Genomic DNA, 18,611 nt, shown 5'->3' with positions numbered 1-18,611 from the left:
CTTTATGGTCAACCTATATCAGGGACGTACAATTTTTCACTTTTCACTATTAATTTTTCATTATTAACTGTCACGAACCAATCATCGCCTTTTTGCTACCACTCTTAGATGCTACAATAGAAAGTAGAACCTATTTAAAAATTTCTAACTATCTTTGCTGCGTATTTGATGTTGAAGCTTTTATAGAGGTTCGTTAAAATGTTGAATCGAGAAAAATTATTAATTTTTCATTATGAATTATTAATTGAATATATGAAAGGACCTTTATTTTATTCTAAAATTCTACTTTTTGGCGAGTACGGAATCATCAAAGATTCTAAAGGCTTATCAATTCCTTATAACTTTTACAATGGCGCTTTAAAGAAGTCTGAAAATCCTTCAGAAGCGGCTATAGAATCAAACGCGAGCTTAAAACGTTTTGCTGAATACATTCAGGATATCGATGAAGACTTGGTGCGTTTTGATAATGCATTGTTATTGGAAGATGTAAATTCAGGAATGTATTTCGATTCTTCTATTCCTCAAGGCTATGGTGTAGGAAGCAGTGGTGCCTTGGTTGCAGCGATTTATGACCAATATGCTTTTGATAAAATTACGGTTCTAGAAAACTTAACCAGAGAGAAACTATTAAAACTGAAATCGATTTTTTCGACTATGGAATCTTTTTTCCACGGAAAATCTTCAGGATTAGATCCTTTAAATAGTTATTTAAGCATTCCAATTTTAATCAATTCCAAAGATAATATTGAAGCTACAGGTATTCCCGCACAACAAAGTGAAGGTAAAGGCGCTGTGTTTTTAATTGATAGTGGTATTATTGGAGAAACCGCTCCTATGGTGAGCTTGTTTATGGAAAACATGAAGCAAGAAGGTTTCCGTAATATGCTTAAAACACAGTTTATTAAACATACCGATGCTTGTGTAGACGATTTCTTAAAAGGAAACGTCAAGTCATTGTTTAAAAACACCAAGCAGCTGTCTAAAATTGTATTAAGTCATTTCAAACCTATGATTCCGCAACAGTTTCATGAACTTTGGGAAAATGGGATTAATACAAACGATTACTACTTAAAACTTTGTGGTTCTGGCGGTGGTGGTTATATTCTCGGTTTTACAGAGGATATAGAAAAAGCCCAAAAATCATTGAGTGATTATAAGCTTGAAGTGGTTTATAACTTCTAAATTTCTCGGTTAGTCTGAGTATAAGCAAAGGGACTCCCAATACTATTTTTTTATGCTAAATCGAAGACAGAAGCACATTCTACTTAAATTTTTTAGTATGTTTTCTGTAGTTCGCGGTTATAACATCTTGGTGGTTATGATTGCGCAGTATCTAACTTCGGTTTATATCTTGGCTCACGATACGCCTGTAAAGGCGGTGGTTTCAGACCTTAATTTACTGATGTTAGTTTTGGCATCTTCGGCCACCATTGCAGGTGGCTATATCATCAATAATTTTTACGATTCGGAAAAAGATTTAATCAATCGCCCTATAAAATCGCGTTTGGATAAATTGGTGAGTCAGAACACGAAATTGTCGTTTTATTTTGTGCTGAATTTTCTAGCTGTGGTTATGGCAAGTTATGTATCGTTTAGAGCGGTTATCTTCTTTTCTATTTACATTTTTGGAATTTGGTTGTATTCTCACAAGTTGAAAAAACTACCTTTTATTGGTAATTTAACCTCTGCGATACTGACTATTACACCGTTTTTCGCCATTTTCATGTATTACAAAAATTTCGAGACGGTCATTTTTGTTCATGCCGTCTTTTTATTTTTAATGATTTCCATGCGGGAGTTAACCAAAGACCTTGAAAATATAAAAGGCGATATTGCACAAAATTATGTCACGATTCCTGTGGCTTATGGAGAAAAGGTATCGAAAATCATGCTCACCGTAATGGCAGTTTTAACCCTAGTACCAGCCTATTTTTTGTTGTTTAAATATGATGTGGGGCACATGGATTTATTCTTTTATTTAAGTGCTTTTTTGCTGTTGGTGTTTTTGGTGTTGTTATGGAAATCGAATGCCAAACTACATTATTTAATTCTGCATAACATCTTGAAATTTATAATTCTAGCTGGAGTTTTTAGTATTTTACTTATTGATGTACAGGTGATTTTAAATCGTATTTAAGTCGTTAATACGCTTTGATTTAGCTTTGTGTTTTCTGAAATACAGTCATTTTTAAGTTTCCATACCTAATAAACACACAAATATTTCATCTTCATTAAGAAGTCCTAATTTTAAGTATATCTTTGCATAAAATTTTTAAGTCATGAACAGACAACAAGGGAGTAAAGGAAAAGGAAAGCCATCGGGACGCGGAAGTGGAAACACACGTTCTACAAGTTATGCAAGAGGAAATGCGCCTATTAAAAAATCAAATACAGAACCTAAAAACCCAGCACCTAAAAAATCAGGAAATCCTGATGAAATTAGGTTAAACAAATATGTTGCCAATGCGGGGATGTGCTCACGTCGAGAAGCCGATGTGCATATCGCTACAGGATTGGTTGCTGTAAACGGTAAAGTCATTACCGAAATGGGATATAAAGTAAAACCCGGAGATGAGGTGCGCTATGACGGTGCACGTATTAATCCGGAGAAAAAAGCCTACGTACTGCTTAATAAACCTAAAGGTTTTGCAACAACAACCAGTGAAGGAAAAGGTAGAACGGTAATGGATTTAGTTGCTAACGCGACCAATTCAAGAATTAAGCCTATAGGGCGTTTAGGGAGAAATTCTAAAGGTTTGTTATTGTTTACTAATGACGATGCTATTACTGCTAAATTCACAAATTCTAAACATGGGGTGCCACGTTTATTTCATGTTGAATTAGATAAAAACTTGAAACTTGAAGACTTGAAAAGAATTCAAGATGGTTTTAAATCTGAAGGAAAATTAATTGAAGTTGAAGAAATTAGTTATATCGATGGCGCTTCAAAAAAAGAAGTTGGATTAAAAATCAAAAACACGGGTAACACGATTATCCGTACTATTTTTGAACATTTTAAATACGATATTATCAGTTTAGATTGTGTGGCTATTGGACACTTAACTAAGAAGGATATCCCACGTGGTAGCTGGAAACACCTTACCGAGCAAGAGCTTAATACTTTGAAAATGCTATAGTTTTTTTCTCTTTAGTGTCGAGTGTTGTTATAACACAGAGATTCGCAAAGAGGCGCAGAGTAACACGGAGTTTATTTTAAGTTTTAACGATGATTCAGACCCTTCAGGTTTCAAAAACCTGAAGGGTCTTATAGTTACCCAAAACGCATGTTACCACTAGGCTGTAATTATTGGCCGTAAACAAGCTAAAAACACTTTCTTTTCTCTTAAAGCTTTTAGTATCGTTAATATCCGTATACTAGGAGGTTTTTTTTGCCCATTTTAAGATTTATTCAGAAGGCTTTAACGCATTTTTAACAGCATGGACACGGGATTATGACATTTATCATAAAACACATGCTACCTTTTATGCAACTTTGCAGTGTTAATGTAAAATGGTGGTTCGTTTTTCATAAAATGTTTGGTTAGTCTAGAACTGTTCAATCTTTTCGAAGGTTGAACAGTTTTTTTTTGCTGTCATTCAGCGGGAGGAAGCACCGGAGAATCTGTTTCATTGAAAGTTGTTGTGACACAGAGCTTCGCAAAGAGGCACTAAGATAGACGTAGTTTACTTTAGACTATAGGCTTAAACTTTTACTCACACCGTAGTGTTGAAATTTTTATTGACTTTAATGTTTGTGAATTAAGCATTTAGACCCTTCAGGTTTCAAAAATCTGAAGGGTCTTATACAATAACCAATAACCAATAACCAACAACCAACCCCCGCGTTAGGGATAGTAGTGAAAATCCTTTTTAAATAGACCTATGGTTGTAAAAGGAAAAATTGGTTGGTAATTGTTAGTCTGTTCACAAGACAGTAGAAACTTCAAAATTAAAAAGATTGCAACGGATAGCCCGACCACGAGCGTTGGATGGCGTGGTGGCTGTGGTAACGCCCAAATATCAGAAGAGTTAAAGGTTTAGAAGTCAGTTAGTAGGGTTCAAAAACCAGTAGCTTATTTTTTTTGTAAAAAAAACACAAAAAAAGTTTGTAATTCAATTTTTTGTTTTTCATTTGCAGTCTATTTAGCTGAACAAATTGAACTGTGTTTCTATGTTCGGGCTTTTGAAAATTAGGAAGTCATATTCAAAAGCAGCTTACAGATTAAGCGACCGAATTTTAAAGCTAACTTCCGTATCACCCATATATGCGATTCAGCATGAATACGGCTTTGTGCCTACTACCGAGAAGGAAATCCAGATTTGATAGTATTTATTTTTTATTGACTTAACGTGCAGTTAATCTGCGCTTGACATCTTTAACTTTTTAAAATAAATACATTGAATACTAAATATATTGATTTAATCAATCAAACTTATGATTTTCCTCAGGAAGAATTTAAGGTTGATAAAGGCCAGCTGCATTTCCATGATATCGATTTGATGGCGTTGACCAAACAGTACGGTGCACCTTTAAAATTCACCTATTTACCGCAAATTTCTAACAACATTGGGCGTGCCAAAAAATGGTTTGCCGATGCGATGGACAAACATGATTATAAAGGGCGTTACAACTATTGTTATTGTACAAAAAGTTCGCACTTTAAGCATATTTTAGATACGGCTTTAAAGAATGATATTCATATTGAAACCTCTTCGGCTTTCGATATTGATATTGTTGAAAGCCTAAAAGCTGAAGGCAAAATTACAGATGAAACGTTTGTAATTAGCAATGGTTTTAAACGTGCGCAATACGTAACCAATATCGCGAGATTGATTAATAACGGACATAAAAATGCGATTCCGATTATTGATAATTACGAGGAGATTGATTTGCTGTCGCAAGAAATTGATGGCAAATTTAATGTAGGGATTCGAATTGCTTCGGAAGAAGAACCAAAATTTGAGTTTTATACTTCGCGATTAGGAATTGGCTATAAAAACATTGTGCCTTTTTATAAAAATCAGATTGCCAATAATGAAAAGGTTGAGCTTAAAATGTTACATTTTTTTATCAATACAGGCATTCGCGATACGGCTTATTACTGGAACGAACTTTTAAAATGTTTAAAGGTTTACACAAGTTTGAAAAAGATTTGTCCGTCGTTAGATAGCTTAAATATTGGTGGTGGTTTCCCTATAAAAAACTCCTTGGTTTTCGATTTTGATTATGAGTATATGGTTGATGAAATCATCAATCAAATCAAATTAACCTGTGAGGAAGAGGAAGTTGATGTGCCACATATTTTTACTGAATTTGGAAGTTTTACAGTAGGCGAAAGCGGTGGTGCGATTTACGAAGTGTTATACCAAAAGCAACAAAACGATCGTGAAAAGTGGAACATGATTAACTCATCGTTTATCACAACATTACCAGATACTTGGGCGATTAACAAGCGTTTTATTATGTTGGCACTTAACCGTTGGCAGGATAGCTACGAGCGTGTTTTGTTAGGAGGTTTAACCTGTGATAGTGATGATTATTACAACAGTGAGCAGCACATGAACGCGATATATATGCCAAAATATAACAAAGACAAACCTTTATATATAGGCTTTTTTAACACAGGTGCTTACCAGGAAACTATAGGTGGTTTTGGCGGACTACAACACTGTTTAATTCCGTCGCCAAAGCATGTGTTAATCGATAGGGATGAAGATGGAAACATCACAACAAAATTATTTAGTGAACAACAAAAAAGTGAAGACTTACTTAAAATTTTAGGTTATGAGCAATAAAACCTACGCTGGAATTCCAGAAGAATTAGGGAAATTAGAAAACGCAAAAATCGTTTTAATTCCTGTACCTTATGATGGTACCAGCACATGGCAAAAAGGGGCAGATAAAGGTCCGAAAGCTTTTTTAGAGGCTTCTGAAAATATGGAGCTTTATGATATTGAAACTGGTACAGAAGTATACCAACAAGGGGTGTATTTAGCCGACGCGGTTACCGAAAATGACTCGCCAGAAGCGATGGTTGAAGCGGTGCATAAAGCCACTAAAAAATATATAAAGAAAAACAAGTTTGTAACCATTTTTGGTGGTGAGCATTCTATTTCTATAGGAACCATTCGTGCTTTTAACGATATGTATCCAAGCTTAACGGTGCTGCATATTGATGCGCATGCCGATTTGCGTAAAGAATACGAAGGAAGTACCTGTAATCACGCCTGTGCGGTGTACGAGGCGAGCCAAACGACCAACTTAATTCAGGTGGGTATCCGTTCTATGGATGTGATGGAAAAAACAGTTATGGATGAAGAGAAAACTTATTTCGCTCATGAAATGGCCATGGATGATTCTTGGATGGATTCAGCTATAGATCAAATGACAGATAATGTGTTTATCACATTCGATTTAGATGCTTTCGATCCTTCGATTATGCCTAGTACAGGAACGCCAGAACCAGGAGGTGTACTGTGGTATGAAGCTTTAGAGTTCTTAAAACAAGTGTTTGCAGAGAAAAATGTGGTAGGCTTTGATATTGTGGAGTTATGCCCTAATAAAAAAGAAAAATCATCAGATTTCTTAGCTGCTAAGTTGTATTACAAGATGTTAAGCTATAAATTTATAGACGAAGGCGTTGATGATGATTATGATAATGCCTTCGACAATTCAAAACAAAAAACTAATATTTCAAAATTTACCGATAACGATGCGTACTAAAGGACCAATTTCACAATTTATAGAAAAACATTATTTACATTTTAATGCAGCAGCTTTGGTTGATGCAGCAAAAGGTTACGAGGCGCAATTGGAGTCTGGTGCTAAAATGTTAGTGTCTTTAGCTGGTGCGATGAGTACGGCAGAGTTAGGTAAAAGTTTTGCCGAAATGATTCGTCAGGACAAAGTGCAAATCATCTCTTGTACAGGGGCAAACCTAGAGGAGGATATCATGAATTTAGTGGCGCATTCACATTACAAGCGTGTGCCTAATTACCGTGATTTAACGCCACAAGAGGAATGGGATTTGTTAGAAAAAGGCTTAAACCGTGTGACTGATACTTGTATTCCAGAGCATGAAGCTTTCCGTCGTTTACAAGGTCATATTGTTGATATTTGGAAAGAAGCTGAAGCTAAAGGCGAACGCTATTTACCACATGAATACATGTACAAAATGTTATTGTCTGGTGTTTTAGAGCAGTATTATGAAATCGATTTAAAAGATTCATGGATGTACGCTGCCGCGGAAAAAAACTTGCCTATTGTATGCCCAGGTTGGGAAGATAGTACGATGGGGAATATTTTTGCAAGCTACGTTTTAAAAGGCGAGTTAAAAGCAAGCACCATGAAATCTGGTATAGAATACATGACCTTTTTAGCCGATTGGTACACCGATAATTCTGAAAATGGTATCGGATTCTTCCAAATAGGCGGTGGTATTGCTGGCGATTTTCCAATTTGTGTGGTGCCTATGTTGTATCAAGATATGGAACGTACCGATACACCATTTTGGAGCTATTTCTGCCAAATTAGTGATTCTACAACCAGTTACGGTTCGTATTCAGGGGCTGTGCCTAACGAGAAAATCACTTGGGGGAAATTAGATATTGATACGCCTAAGTTTATTATAGAAAGTGACGCGACTATTGTGGCGCCATTAATTTTCGCTTATTTATTAGATCAGTAAGATGGACCTCAATAACATTGAAAATATAGAGCTAAAGTACCTCACGGTTGATGATTTTGAAGAGCTGAAAGCAGCGACTTTAGAGTCATATGCAGGGGTGCTTAATTCATATTGGAAAAAACAGCACATTCTTGATTTAACCACCATGTTCCCAGAGGGACAGGTGGTTATTAAAGTGGATGGAGATATTGCTGGCTGTGCTTTATCGCTAATTGTAGATTATGATACGATTGATGATGAGCATACTTATGAAGATATTATTGCGGGCGATTCTTTTAAAAACCACAATGCCAATGGCGATGTGCTTTATGGCATTGATGTGTTTATAAAACCACAATACCGAGGTTTACGTTTAGGGCGTCGTCTTTACGACTATAGAAAGGAAGTTTGCGAAAACCTAAATCTAAAAAGTATTGTTTTTGGCGGAAGAATGCCCAATTACCATCTGCATAAAGATTTAACGCCTAAGCAATACATTGAAAAAGTAAAGCGCAAGGAAATTCATGATCCGGTTTTAAACTTCCAGATCTCAAATGATTTTCATCCGGTACGTGTATTAAAAAATTACCTTGAAGGCGATACCGCATCAAATGAGTACGCCGTTTTAATGGAGTGGGATAATATCTATTATTCCAAACCAAATAAAAAGGCGAGTACGGTGAAAACCGTGGTGCGTTTAGGTTTAATCCAATGGCAAATGCGCCCTTACAAGGGGTTAGAGGACCTCATGCAACAGGTAGAGTACTTCATTGATAGTGTGGCAGCATACCGATCAGATTTTGCCGTGTTTCCAGAGTTTTTTAACGCACCGTTAATGGCGGAGTTTAATCACATGCATGAACCTGATGCCATTCGAGAATTAGCTAAATTCACGGAGACAATCGTCAATCAACTGAAGCAATTGTCTATTTCTTATAACATCAATATCATTTCTGGGTCTATGCCGGAGGTGGTCGATGATAAGTTGTATAATGTTGGTTATTTATGCCGTCGCGATGGAAGTTTTGAACGTTATGAGAAAATCCATGTAACACCCGATGAAGCTAAAGTTTGGGGCATGCAGCGCGGTAACAAATTACAAACTTTTGAAACCGATTGTGGTAAAATTGGAATCCTTATTTGCTACGATTCAGAATTTCCTGAATTGGCTCGTTTGCTAGCCGATGAAGGAATGGATATCTTGTTTATTCCGTTTTTAACCGATACGCAAAATGGTTATTCTCGCGTGCGTTTATGTGCCCAGGCACGTGCCATAGAAAATGAATGCTATGTGGCGATTTCAGGAAGTGTGGGGAATTTACCTAATGTAAATAACATGGATATTCAATACGCCCAATCAGCCGTATTCACACCTTGTGATTTTTCATTTCCTAGTAACGGGATTAAAGCTGAAGCGACCACCAATACCGAAATGATTCTGGTTGCCGATGTCGATTTAAGTTTGCTAAGAGAATTACATTCCTTTGGAGCGGTTAAAAATTTAAAAGATAGAAGAAAAGATTTTTACGATGTTATTCGTATTAAAAATGATAAATAGTATATTTAAGCTTGAAACTAAATAACACTTTACCCTTAAAAAATGAAAAATAGAAATGATAATTTAAAACGTGTCATTGTTGATTTTAAAAAGTTAACACCAGAGATTTTAGCACTGTTGGTTGAGCGCTACCCAGATGGTTATGATGAAGATCAAATCATTTCTTTTAGAAATCAGCACAATGAAATTATTGAGGCTGTAGAAGTAACCACTGCGGATACCAAGTATTTGGTAAAAGTGAGTACCAAGCTGGCTATAACTATGGAAAACTATGACGAGGATGATTACGAAGATTTTGATAATAATGATCCCGAAGCCGTTCAACCACCTGAGGTTACCGACGAAGATTAGTGATTTTTCATTTGTCAGGCTCATAACCGAAATTGGCAATAAATAAATATACAATAAGCAATAATAATTAATTTAATATTATGAGAACTGCCGCTTTTAAGTCCTACGAAAACGGTTATTACAATTTTTGGTTTGAAAATGGCGAGGAACTTGCTTTTGAAGATGTGCATCCTCGTGTTTTAAAACAATTCGATTTAAAAAATGATAAAACGCTTATCGATCGAGATTTTAAAATCACTTTCGTGGAAGATGAAGTTGATGATGAGATGTATTATCGTGTAGAGAGCTTGAAGCCGCTGTAAATTTTTTAGTTATTGGTTTTTGGTTGCTTACTCCTACGTGTTGTAACACAGAGCTGCGCTGAGGTTTCGCATAGACTCAAAGAGGATTTTTTTAGACACAGATTTTACTGATTTTCGCTAGTCAGAAATATTCTCGACTCCACTCCTGTTAAATTGATGATTCATGACGATCTTCGAGCAGAGCCGAGAAGCAATTATCTAAATTTTTTCGCTTCCGTCTTCACAAAAAGCTCCCAAATAAACACCCCGTAAACCACACTGTACTCTAGAGCTATCACCCATAAGTTCTCCGATTTGTCGGCTTGATTAATGTTGAGGTAAGCCAAATAACTTAATATAATCATAAAGCTCCAAACCAAAGGGAATTTGTACTTCGTAAAAACCGATAAAATTAAAAGCGTAGCAACGTACCAAGGGTGTACGGTAGTGGCTGTAAAATAGTAAAATGATAGAGCGAAAAGCATCGCAGTGATAAGCTGAACAGTGGTTTTGTTTTGCCTGAAAAAGCTAAGCACGAGAACGACTAAAACGACCAAAATAGCAATGCCTTTGCCTATAAAAGCAATTTCGTTATAGCCTCGAAAACTATAGCCAATGGTTCTAGCGATATAATACAAGCTGCCATTAAATTCGAAATTCTGAAACCATAAGGCCACGGTAGCAGCATAATTATTTATGAATTCTGAAGAATAAAAAGGAGCAAAAAGTAAAAGGGTACAGAGACCTATTATGCTATAGAACTTGATGAGGTTAAAGAGGCCCTTTCTGAAAGTATTTTGTTTATTTGGTGCAGCATCTGCGTTTATGATTTTTGAATTCGGACAAGCCTCTGATGTTTCAATAGATATAGGTTTCGCTGTGGAAGTTGAAGGCCTAACAAACCACTGATAAAAAAGCGGTAGAAAAATTAAAGGCATCAATTTTACTGAGATTGACAACGCAAACATTACAGCTGCCCATTCCCATTTCTTTAGGTGTAGTAAATAAAGACTCCATATTAAAAAGAAAATCATGACCCCTTCAAAATGTAGGTTTCCGGTAAGTTCTATGATGATGAACGGATTTAAAATGTACCAAAAGATGTGATATGTTGGGAGATTTAGTTTTTCAAGCAGTTTTCTTCCGAAGTAAAGGGTTCCAAAATCAGCAGCAATAATCAGCACTCGCATGACTATGACCGACCCAAGGATGTTCTGACTAGAAAATAAGGCTGCAATTGTAAAACAAAGTTGATTTAAGGGTGGGTAGTTTGAATAATGACTGGCGTTTAAATCACCCATACCTTTTTGTAATTCTAAGGCTTGAGCCACGGGAACATCTCCTTTCGCGATAAGCGCATTTACCGTATTCAAATAGGGGTTAATGCCTTCAAAAATGATGCGTCCGTCCCAAATAAAGCGGTAAAAATCTTGTGATAGGTTGGGAATGGCATATATAAAAATAGCACGAAACGCAAAGGCTAAATAGGTGAGTGCTTTTGTATTTCCTTTTAAAAGCTGAACCAGTTTATAAAATAAATAGAAAAGCGCTGCATAAAGACCAATCAGTTTAACGTAGTCAGTTCGAACTAAGTTATAAGCAAAAGCCCAATATGTTATAAAACATAATGTGACTAATCGTAATGGTGTTTTTTTTAGCTTAAAAATAGCAGGGAATAGCATGAAGTAAATATACTGCAATTTTTTAGGGTGTTTTAACCCGTATTAAGACAAATTATATATCACGTTAATAGGTAGGGAGGATGGTTTTTTAGTTTTAAGGGGAAGTTATTTGTAAACTTGGGAGGTTCTTGTTAAAAATATTGCTTATTTTTAAGTCTGCATGCTGTTTCGTTTTAGGACGTAGAGACCAAAACCAATGAAAAGGATTAAAGATTTAAAGCTTAAACAAACAAAACTACATTTTACTCTTTGTCACCAATTGCCCGAGCGTTCGTTCTTTTTTAAAGGGAAGCAATTCCCCATTTGCGCGAGGTGTACGGGAATACAAGTGGGGTATTTTGTTCTGCCTTTTTTTATTTTCGGCTTGATTGAAATTCCGCTTATATGGTCTTTGCTAATGGTGATACCCGCTTATTTAGATGGGGCGATTCAAGCTTATTTTGATGTAGAAAGTAATAATAAAAGACGCTTCATAACAGGACTTATTACTGGAGTAGGAAGTATGTCTATGGCGTCATTAATAGGAATTTATATAGGAAAACTAATATTAACACTAATCAATTAAAATTATGGAAGAACCAAATTCATCACATTTAGGAATAAAAATTATTTCATTTCTTTTACCTATTGTAGGAGCAATACTTTATTTCGTTTATAAAACTAGCAGTCCAGCAAAGTCTAAAGCAGCATGTAATTTTGCTTTATGGGGTGTTGGCGTTGGAATTCTTCTCTCAATCATCAGCACAGTAATGAACGGGTAATTAATTCTGTAGCTTAAAAGATAAGCTGTTATACTGTTTGGATTGGTACATTTTTATTAAATAGAATGCCCAGCGATATCAAACAATATAGCAGCTTATTTATGTTATTTAGATGATCTAGTTTATACCTTTGAACGTAAAGACTTAAAGAATACATAGCCAAAACCAACGAAAAGCATCGTGTGGAATGGAAATAACCCAAAATCACCACCTTGATTTCCTACGGTAAAGGCACTATACATACCAAACGCAAAATACAGCATCAATAAACCTTCAAAAATAACATTCACTGATAGGTTCTTTGCCATGTATTTATTGCTTTTCCAGTTGTCTTTATATTTGCTGATGTTAAATTTTGGTGTACGAATAAATTCTGATTTCTTACCAAGATGACCTTCAATAACCGCTATGGAGTTGTGTAACGAAAAGCCCATTGCAATGGAGAAAAACACGAAAAACATACCAATGTATCTAATGAAGTTTTTAAAGCCACTTCCATAAGTGTTTTTATACATGAACCAATAGCAAATGAAAAAGATAATGGTACTCATCACGAAGAAGCTCATGACATAAAAGTACGGTCTTAAGTGGGCATATTCATTCTTGATGTACAACATCGGGATACTTAAAATACCAACAATTAGCACGTTTAAAAACATGGTGCTGTTTAATAAGTGTAGTAAGCCGTGGACTTTTGATTTTGCTGAAATATCAGAAGAAATCACGCGCTTAAGCATTTTTCTAAAGTTTTCAGCACCACCTTTATTCCAACGGAATTGTTGCGAACGCGCCGCACTTATTACGATTGGCAGTTCAGCAGGTGTTTCAACATCTTCTAAATATTTGAATTTCCAGTTTTTTAATTGGGCACGGTAACTTAAATCTAAATCTTCAGTAAGGGTATCGCCTTCCCAGTTTCCAGCATCAATAATACAGGTTTTACGCCATAAACCAGCGGTGCCGTTAAAGTTGATAAAGTGTCCTTTACTGTTTCTGCCTACTTGCTCTAAAGTGAAATGCGCATCAAGAGCGAAAGCTTGAATTTTAGTTAGAATAGAATAATTTCTATTGATATGTCCCCAACGTGTTTGAACCACACCTATAGCTTCATCCTTAAAATAAGGAACGGTACGTTTTAACCAGTCTTTTTTCGGAAGGAAATCAGAATCGAAAATCGCGATAATCTCACCTTTAGCAATTTCTAAACCTTCTTTTAAGGCTCCAGCTTTAAAGCCTACGCGGTCTGTTCGTGTGATATGTGTGATGTCAATGCCTGTAGCATGAAGTCTTTCAATTTGTTTTCTAGTACTTACAACAGTTTCATCGGTAGAATCATCTAAAACTTGAATTTCAAGCTTGTCTTTAGGGTATTCCAATTCAACAATATTGTCTAATAGGCGTTCCATCACATACATTTCGTTATATACAGGAAGTTGTATGGTAATGAAAGGGACTTCGTCTTCATTGGATAAATCCAGTTTAGGCGAATCATCCTCCTTCTTTTTGGACGATAAGTAGTTGAAAAGTAAGTTTAGCTGTGCTAAAGCGTACATGAAAATAAGCAGCAACGAAATACTATAAATTACTATTATTGAGGTTTCTAAAATCATTTTTTTAAGCTGTATTTAAAAATCCAACCCAGGATTTTTGCGCCTGCAAATATAGCACCTTTTATTGTACCAGACACTTTTGAGACACCAATTCTATTCCTGTAGTTTACAGGGACTTCTGTGTATGAAAATTCTCGTTTCAAGGCTTTTAATTGCATTTCTACCGTCCACCCATAGGTTTTGTCTTCCATATTGAGAGCTAAAAGTTTGGGGTACTTCATCGCTCTAAAGGGGCCTAGGTCAGTGAAAGTAGAATTAAAAAACAGCGCCATTAGTGATGTCGCAAGCCAATTCCCGAAAATTTGTGGAGTGGTCATAGACCCTGATTCTCGAAGGTTTTTGACACGAGCCCCGACAACAAAATCGATGTTATTATCAATTATTGGAGCGACAATTTTCGTTAATTCTTCGGGGTAATCACTGTAATCGCCGTCAAGAAAAACAACAATATCAGGTTTGGTAGGTTGGTTAGCAATGTGTTGCATGCCTTTTAAGCAAGCATATCCGTAGCCTTTTTTGGGTTCAGATAACACGGTGGCGCCTGCTTTTTTGGCATTGACTTCAGTATTGTCGGTAGAGTTGTTGCTCACCACAATAATTTCGTCAACCACCTCAGGAATGGCCTTAATGACGAGACCAATAGAATCGGCTTCGTTATAGGCAGGAATAATGACTTTTATTAGAGTCATTGCAGGACTTTGGGTTAGTATTTAGGTTAAGTTTGTCGCAAATGTAACATATTTTTGGAGTTACACCGAAATAGCTAACGTTTTAACAGTGACTTATATAGATTTTGTTTCTATTTTTGGTTTACTAAATCCATCAAGTTAACATCATTACCTAATAAAATGTCATTGGCATTGATGCGTCCATTCATACTATCGTTTTCTAGTTTTAAAACACCTCTTGGGCAAACCGTCGAACAAACCCCACAGCCTACACAGCTTGAACGCACAATGTTTTCACCTTTTTGAGCATAGGCACGTACGTCAATACCCATTTCGCAGTAGGTAGAACAATTTCCGCAAGAAATACATTGTCCGCCATTGGTGGTAATCCTAAATTTTGAAAATAAGCGTTGTTGAAACCCCAAAATGGCTGCCATCGGGCAACCAAATCGGCACCACACGCGATTCCCTAAAATCGGGTAGAAGCCCGTGCCAACTACACCAGAAAATATTGAGCCAATATATAAACCATACGCAGAACGCAAGCTGCTCGATTTTACGAGAAATAATTTGTCGCTTGTTCCAGTATAATGCATCGCGAATAGCGCTGCAATAATCACAAAGAAACCTAAGGCGCCGTATTTGGCATCTTTACCAAGTTCGTGACGCTTGAAAATAAGAGTGAGTGCGAAAACCAATGTTAATAATACACCAACTCCAATAAGGAAAGTGGGGCGTGAAATCCAATATTTGTTAGGGTCGTTTCCTAAATAAGAATATATGACGGCCGTGGTCATAATCACTGAAAATACCAAAACCGTGTGAATGAGCCAGCGTTCTAGTTTCCATGCAGATAATTTTTTGCTACTTAATTGGCGAAAGGAATCACCGGCAGTTTCGGCCAAGCCACCGCAACCACAAACCCAAGAGCAATACCAACGTTTTCCGTATTTGTAGGTTAAAATGGGTGAAACCACAAATATGGAAAGTACACCAAAAATTAAAAGACCTAGACCTAAATACCCTGAAGAAAGAAAACCATTTATAGACCAGCCATCAAATAAATAATAGTTTAAAGGCCACATGCTTTTTAAATCATAATATGGTAAACTATAATCGGGACTTTCATTTAAGCGCGCCATAAATTCGGGAATAAGAAAGGCGAATGCTAATTGAAAAAACATCACCGAAACCGTTCGTAATTGCTGGTAGCGGTTGTGGCGGTATTTTAAAATGTATTTATAACCAAAAATTAGAATAGCTAAAGTATATAGCGTACCATAAACAAACCATTGGCTGGCCGGCCTACCACTCAACAGAAAACTCAAGGGGTCAAATAGCGCTATGAGTCCGCTATTCGCTTCGCCATTACTGCCTTGACCTAAATACTGCGGAAAAAAGTAAAGTACAATATAAAAACCGGTTAAAATTATGCCGGTAATCCAAGCCAAAACGCCTCTTGAGGTGAGTGACTTAAACCAGACACCATCATTTTTGATGCCTTCCATTTTGTTGAGGTACAAACTGTTTGAAAAAAGAATGGTTCCAGCAGCAATAAGTCCTAAGGCCAAACTTAAGAACCATGTTTTATTTGGGAAATTGGTGTTGAAAATAGCCAATATTAAAATGAAAAGCCCAGAGGTACCAATAAAAACAGCGGCTTTTTGTTTTCCTGAAAGCGCATTTGTTTCAGGTGTAGTTAAAGACATGCTATGGTTTTGTTTATCGCTCATGTGTGGTTTTAATTATGCCGTTTGGAATTGGTTTTTATACGATTCAAGTATGTCTTTTTCGTAAGTTTTATAAAATTCAGGTTCGAAATTGGCTTCAGCTAAATATGTAATCACATAATCTAAATCGCGTTTTTCAGTAAGCCAGCGGTCAAATGTTTCGTGACGCATACGAATGCCAAAAGTGTTAATTCCTAAAAACTGATGTGTGTTTTCATGAAAGGCGATGGTGATGCATTTCGTGTCATCAGGATGTTTCCAGTGAAAATGTTGTTCATAATCTAGTCTGCCTTTTAAACCGTGTACCCAGCCATAAGTTTGGTATTCGATGTCTAAAAATTTAGCTGAGTTAAACCAGTGCCCAGGGTTGTAAGCCATGCGATTCCCGCAAATGGTTTGGGCTAAGACTTCACCCATCATGCGGCCGGTGTACCAAACCGATTCAATAGGCGGGCGCTGATCAATAGCTTCTTTTTGCTCGGCGCAATCACCAATGGCGTAAATATTTTGAATATTGGTTTCTAAAAAACGATTTACGAGTACGCCTTTGTTGGTTTCAATATTGGAGTTTTTAAGGAAATCAATATTCGGAGAAACCCCAGCTGTGAGTCCCACGACTGTACAAGGAATTTCTTCACCGGTTTCTTCGATGATAACCGATTTCACCTGACCATTTTCATCTGAAACAATTTCTTTTAAATTCGTGTTTAAACGTAAATCGATGTGGTGGTTCTTAATGTGACGGTTTACCATTTCACTTTCACCTTTTGGTAAAACACCGTTCCAAAAACTTTTTTCTCGCACTAGAAAAGTCACCGGGATATTACGAGAATTCAACATTTCGGCTAACTCAATGCCTATTAACCCGCCACCAACAATTACCGCGCGTTTACAGGTTTTATTATTTGGAGCATGTTTCTCTAGGTTCTCTAAATCTTGCTTGTGATACAGTCCCATAACACCTTTTAAATCCTGCCCCGGCCAGCCAAATTTGTTAGGTTTGCTACCTGTGGCTATGATGAGCTTATCGTAATTTAAAGACTCGCCATCTTCAAAATGAAGGGTTTTAGAGTCGCTATCAACCGTTTTTACGTAGCCTTTTTTTAATTTGATTCGGTTTTTCTCCCAAAACCAGTTTTCATAAGGCTGGGTATGCTCAAATGTCATGTGTCCCATGTAAATGTACATCAGGGCTGTTCTGGAGAAAAAATAATCGGTTTCAGCAGAAACAATTGTAATTTTTTTATCGGATAATTTTCTGATATGCCTAGCTGCCGTAACGCCAGATATCCCATTTCCTATAATAACAATATGTTCTTCCATGGATTTTTAGATTATGCTGTATTGGGTCGAAGTTAAAGGTAATAACTTAACAGCAGAATGTCATTTAGTTGAACTTTTAATTGAAAATATTCAACTTTATCGTGTGTCTTATGAAAATTACGGTGAAGTCGAACGTGATTCGATATGTCATATTTTGTGTGTAATCTCAAAAAAATAATAATTACTTAACCAAGCCATTTAATATTCTTCTTAGAAACCTTTAGTTTTGCTGAAAATAGATTTTATAATGCGCACAATTGCAATTGGAGATATTCATGGTGGCTTAAGAGCACTAACTCAAGTACTGAATAAAGTTGAAGTTAAAGACGAAGACAAACTTATTTTTGTTGGCGATTATGTTGACGGATGGAGTGAAGCAGCCCAAGTGGTACAGCTTTTAATTGAGCTTTCTCAAAAAGTGAATTGCGTGTGTATTAAAGGAAATCATGATGTTTGGACAGAAGAATGGTTGCGTTCTGGTGAAGTGAACCAAACCTGGTACATGCACGGCGGAAAGGAAACTATGGAAAGTTATAGTGGATTTTCTGAAGAAGATAAAAAAGCACATTTAGCATTTTTTGAAAACATGCCTTTATATCATTTGGATGATGAAAATCGTCTATTTCTTCATGCCGGATTTACCTCGGTAAAAGGGGTAGAGCATGAGCTTGATAAGCGTTATTTCTATTTAGACCGTACTTTATGGGAAATGGCATTAACGATGAAACCTGATATCGACAAGAATGACCCTATTTATCCAAAACGCCTAACTTTTTACAAAGAAGTGTTTATCGGTCATACTCCAACCACCAATTTTGGTGTTGAGGTGCCTATGAATGCCATGAATATTTGGAATATAGACACCGGTGCCGCTTTTAAAGGTCGCGTAACCGCTATGAATGTTGACACCAAAGCGTTTGTGCAAAGTGATAATTTACCAGACTTATACCCTAATGAAACCGGTAGAAATAAGAGTTGAA

General features: G+C 36.4%; 17 protein-coding genes. 12 read left to right on the top strand and 5 right to left on the bottom strand.

Going from position 1 to position 18,611, the window contains the following annotated elements; translation table 11 throughout:
* Positions 1–252: 252 nt before the first annotated feature.
* The 9 genes from F6U93_RS10965 (at position 253) to F6U93_RS10925 (ending at position 9,878) form a co-directional block, all read left to right on the top strand.
* The gene (locus tag F6U93_RS10965) at positions 253–1,182 is read left to right on the top strand and encodes a mevalonate kinase family protein (protein ID WP_150939727.1); all 930 of its coding nucleotides are present in this window, start codon (positions 253–255) and stop codon (positions 1,180–1,182) included.
* Positions 1,183–1,234: 52 nt separating this feature from the next.
* Positions 1,235–2,137: a geranylgeranylglycerol-phosphate geranylgeranyltransferase gene (locus F6U93_RS10960; RefSeq protein ID WP_150939725.1), complete on the top strand. Its 903-nt coding sequence runs from the start codon at positions 1,235–1,237 to the stop codon at positions 2,135–2,137.
* Positions 2,138–2,279: 142 nt separating this feature from the next.
* The gene (locus F6U93_RS10955) at positions 2,280–3,137 is read left to right on the top strand and encodes a pseudouridine synthase (protein WP_150939723.1); all 858 of its coding nucleotides are present in this window, start codon (positions 2,280–2,282) and stop codon (positions 3,135–3,137) included.
* A gap of 1,261 nt (positions 3,138–4,398) precedes the next feature.
* Positions 4,399–5,796 (top strand): type III PLP-dependent enzyme domain-containing protein, encoded by a 1,398-nt coding sequence (locus F6U93_RS10950; protein WP_150939721.1) that lies wholly within the window; start codon positions 4,399–4,401, stop codon positions 5,794–5,796.
* Positions 5,786–6,724 (top strand): agmatinase, encoded by a 939-nt coding sequence (gene speB / locus F6U93_RS10945; protein WP_150939719.1) that lies wholly within the window; start codon positions 5,786–5,788, stop codon positions 6,722–6,724. Before F6U93_RS10950 ends, speB begins: the two co-directional genes overlap by 11 nt.
* On the top strand, positions 6,714–7,688 hold the full coding sequence (locus F6U93_RS10940; protein ID WP_150939717.1) for a deoxyhypusine synthase family protein: 975 nt from the start codon (positions 6,714–6,716) through the stop codon (positions 7,686–7,688). Before speB ends, F6U93_RS10940 begins: the two co-directional genes overlap by 11 nt.
* Before the next feature lies 1 nt (position 7,689).
* Positions 7,690–9,225: a bifunctional GNAT family N-acetyltransferase/carbon-nitrogen hydrolase family protein gene (locus tag F6U93_RS10935; RefSeq protein WP_150939715.1), complete on the top strand. Its 1,536-nt coding sequence runs from the start codon at positions 7,690–7,692 to the stop codon at positions 9,223–9,225.
* A gap of 42 nt (positions 9,226–9,267) precedes the next feature.
* A complete protein-coding gene (locus tag F6U93_RS10930) occupies positions 9,268–9,576 on the top strand; it encodes a hypothetical protein (protein ID WP_150939713.1) in 309 nt (102 codons plus the stop codon).
* An 80-nt stretch (positions 9,577–9,656) separates the two neighbouring features.
* Positions 9,657–9,878: a hypothetical protein gene (locus F6U93_RS10925; protein WP_150939711.1), complete on the top strand. Its 222-nt coding sequence runs from the start codon at positions 9,657–9,659 to the stop codon at positions 9,876–9,878.
* 194 nt (positions 9,879–10,072) lie between these two features.
* Here the strand turns inward: F6U93_RS10925 and F6U93_RS10920 are convergent, their stop codons facing one another.
* The gene (locus F6U93_RS10920) at positions 10,073–11,539 is read right to left on the bottom strand and encodes a mannosyltransferase (protein ID WP_150939741.1); all 1,467 of its coding nucleotides are present in this window, start codon (positions 11,537–11,539) and stop codon (positions 10,073–10,075) included.
* 196 nt (positions 11,540–11,735) lie between these two features.
* Here F6U93_RS10920 and F6U93_RS10915 point away from each other — a divergent pair, with 196 nt between their 5' ends.
* Both F6U93_RS10915 and F6U93_RS10910 read left to right on the top strand, forming a co-directional pair.
* Entirely contained in the window at positions 11,736–12,104 is a 369-nt protein-coding gene (locus tag F6U93_RS10915) for a DUF2085 domain-containing protein (RefSeq protein WP_150939709.1), read from the top strand.
* Between the two features lie 4 nt (positions 12,105–12,108).
* Positions 12,109–12,300, top strand: a complete 192-nt coding sequence (locus F6U93_RS10910) for a hypothetical protein (protein WP_150939707.1) — start codon at positions 12,109–12,111, stop codon at positions 12,298–12,300.
* Between the two features lie 122 nt (positions 12,301–12,422).
* On the opposite strand, the gene F6U93_RS10905 is transcribed toward F6U93_RS10910, so the two are convergent.
* From F6U93_RS10905 to F6U93_RS10890, 4 genes are all read right to left on the bottom strand, one after another.
* Positions 12,423–13,910 (bottom strand): cellulose synthase family protein, encoded by a 1,488-nt coding sequence (locus F6U93_RS10905; protein WP_150939705.1) that lies wholly within the window; start codon positions 13,908–13,910, stop codon positions 12,423–12,425.
* Positions 13,907–14,599, bottom strand: coding sequence for a glycosyltransferase family 2 protein (locus F6U93_RS10900; RefSeq protein WP_150939702.1), 693 nt, complete (start codon positions 14,597–14,599; stop codon positions 13,907–13,909). Before F6U93_RS10900 ends, F6U93_RS10905 begins: the two co-directional genes overlap by 4 nt.
* A gap of 110 nt (positions 14,600–14,709) precedes the next feature.
* Positions 14,710–16,311 carry a 4Fe-4S binding protein gene (locus F6U93_RS10895; RefSeq protein ID WP_150939700.1) on the bottom strand — a complete coding sequence of 534 codons (1,602 nt, stop codon included), beginning with the start codon at positions 16,309–16,311 and terminating at the stop codon, positions 14,710–14,712.
* 12 nt (positions 16,312–16,323) lie between these two features.
* Positions 16,324–17,631, bottom strand: a complete 1,308-nt coding sequence (locus tag F6U93_RS10890; protein WP_150939698.1) for an NAD(P)/FAD-dependent oxidoreductase — start codon at positions 17,629–17,631, stop codon at positions 16,324–16,326.
* 247 nt (positions 17,632–17,878) lie between these two features.
* Here F6U93_RS10890 and F6U93_RS10885 point away from each other — a divergent pair, with 247 nt between their 5' ends.
* On the top strand, positions 17,879–18,610 hold the full coding sequence (locus tag F6U93_RS10885; RefSeq protein WP_191963505.1) for a metallophosphoesterase family protein: 732 nt from the start codon (positions 17,879–17,881) through the stop codon (positions 18,608–18,610).
* Position 18,611: the final 1 nt, after the last annotated feature.

It is taken from the genome of Pseudotamlana haliotis, assembly GCF_008806375.1.
Taxonomy (GTDB): domain Bacteria; phylum Bacteroidota; class Bacteroidia; order Flavobacteriales; family Flavobacteriaceae; genus Pseudotamlana; species Pseudotamlana haliotis.
The sequence above is the reverse complement of the archived record's forward strand: the minus strand, read 5'-3'. Positions and strand labels throughout refer to the sequence as shown.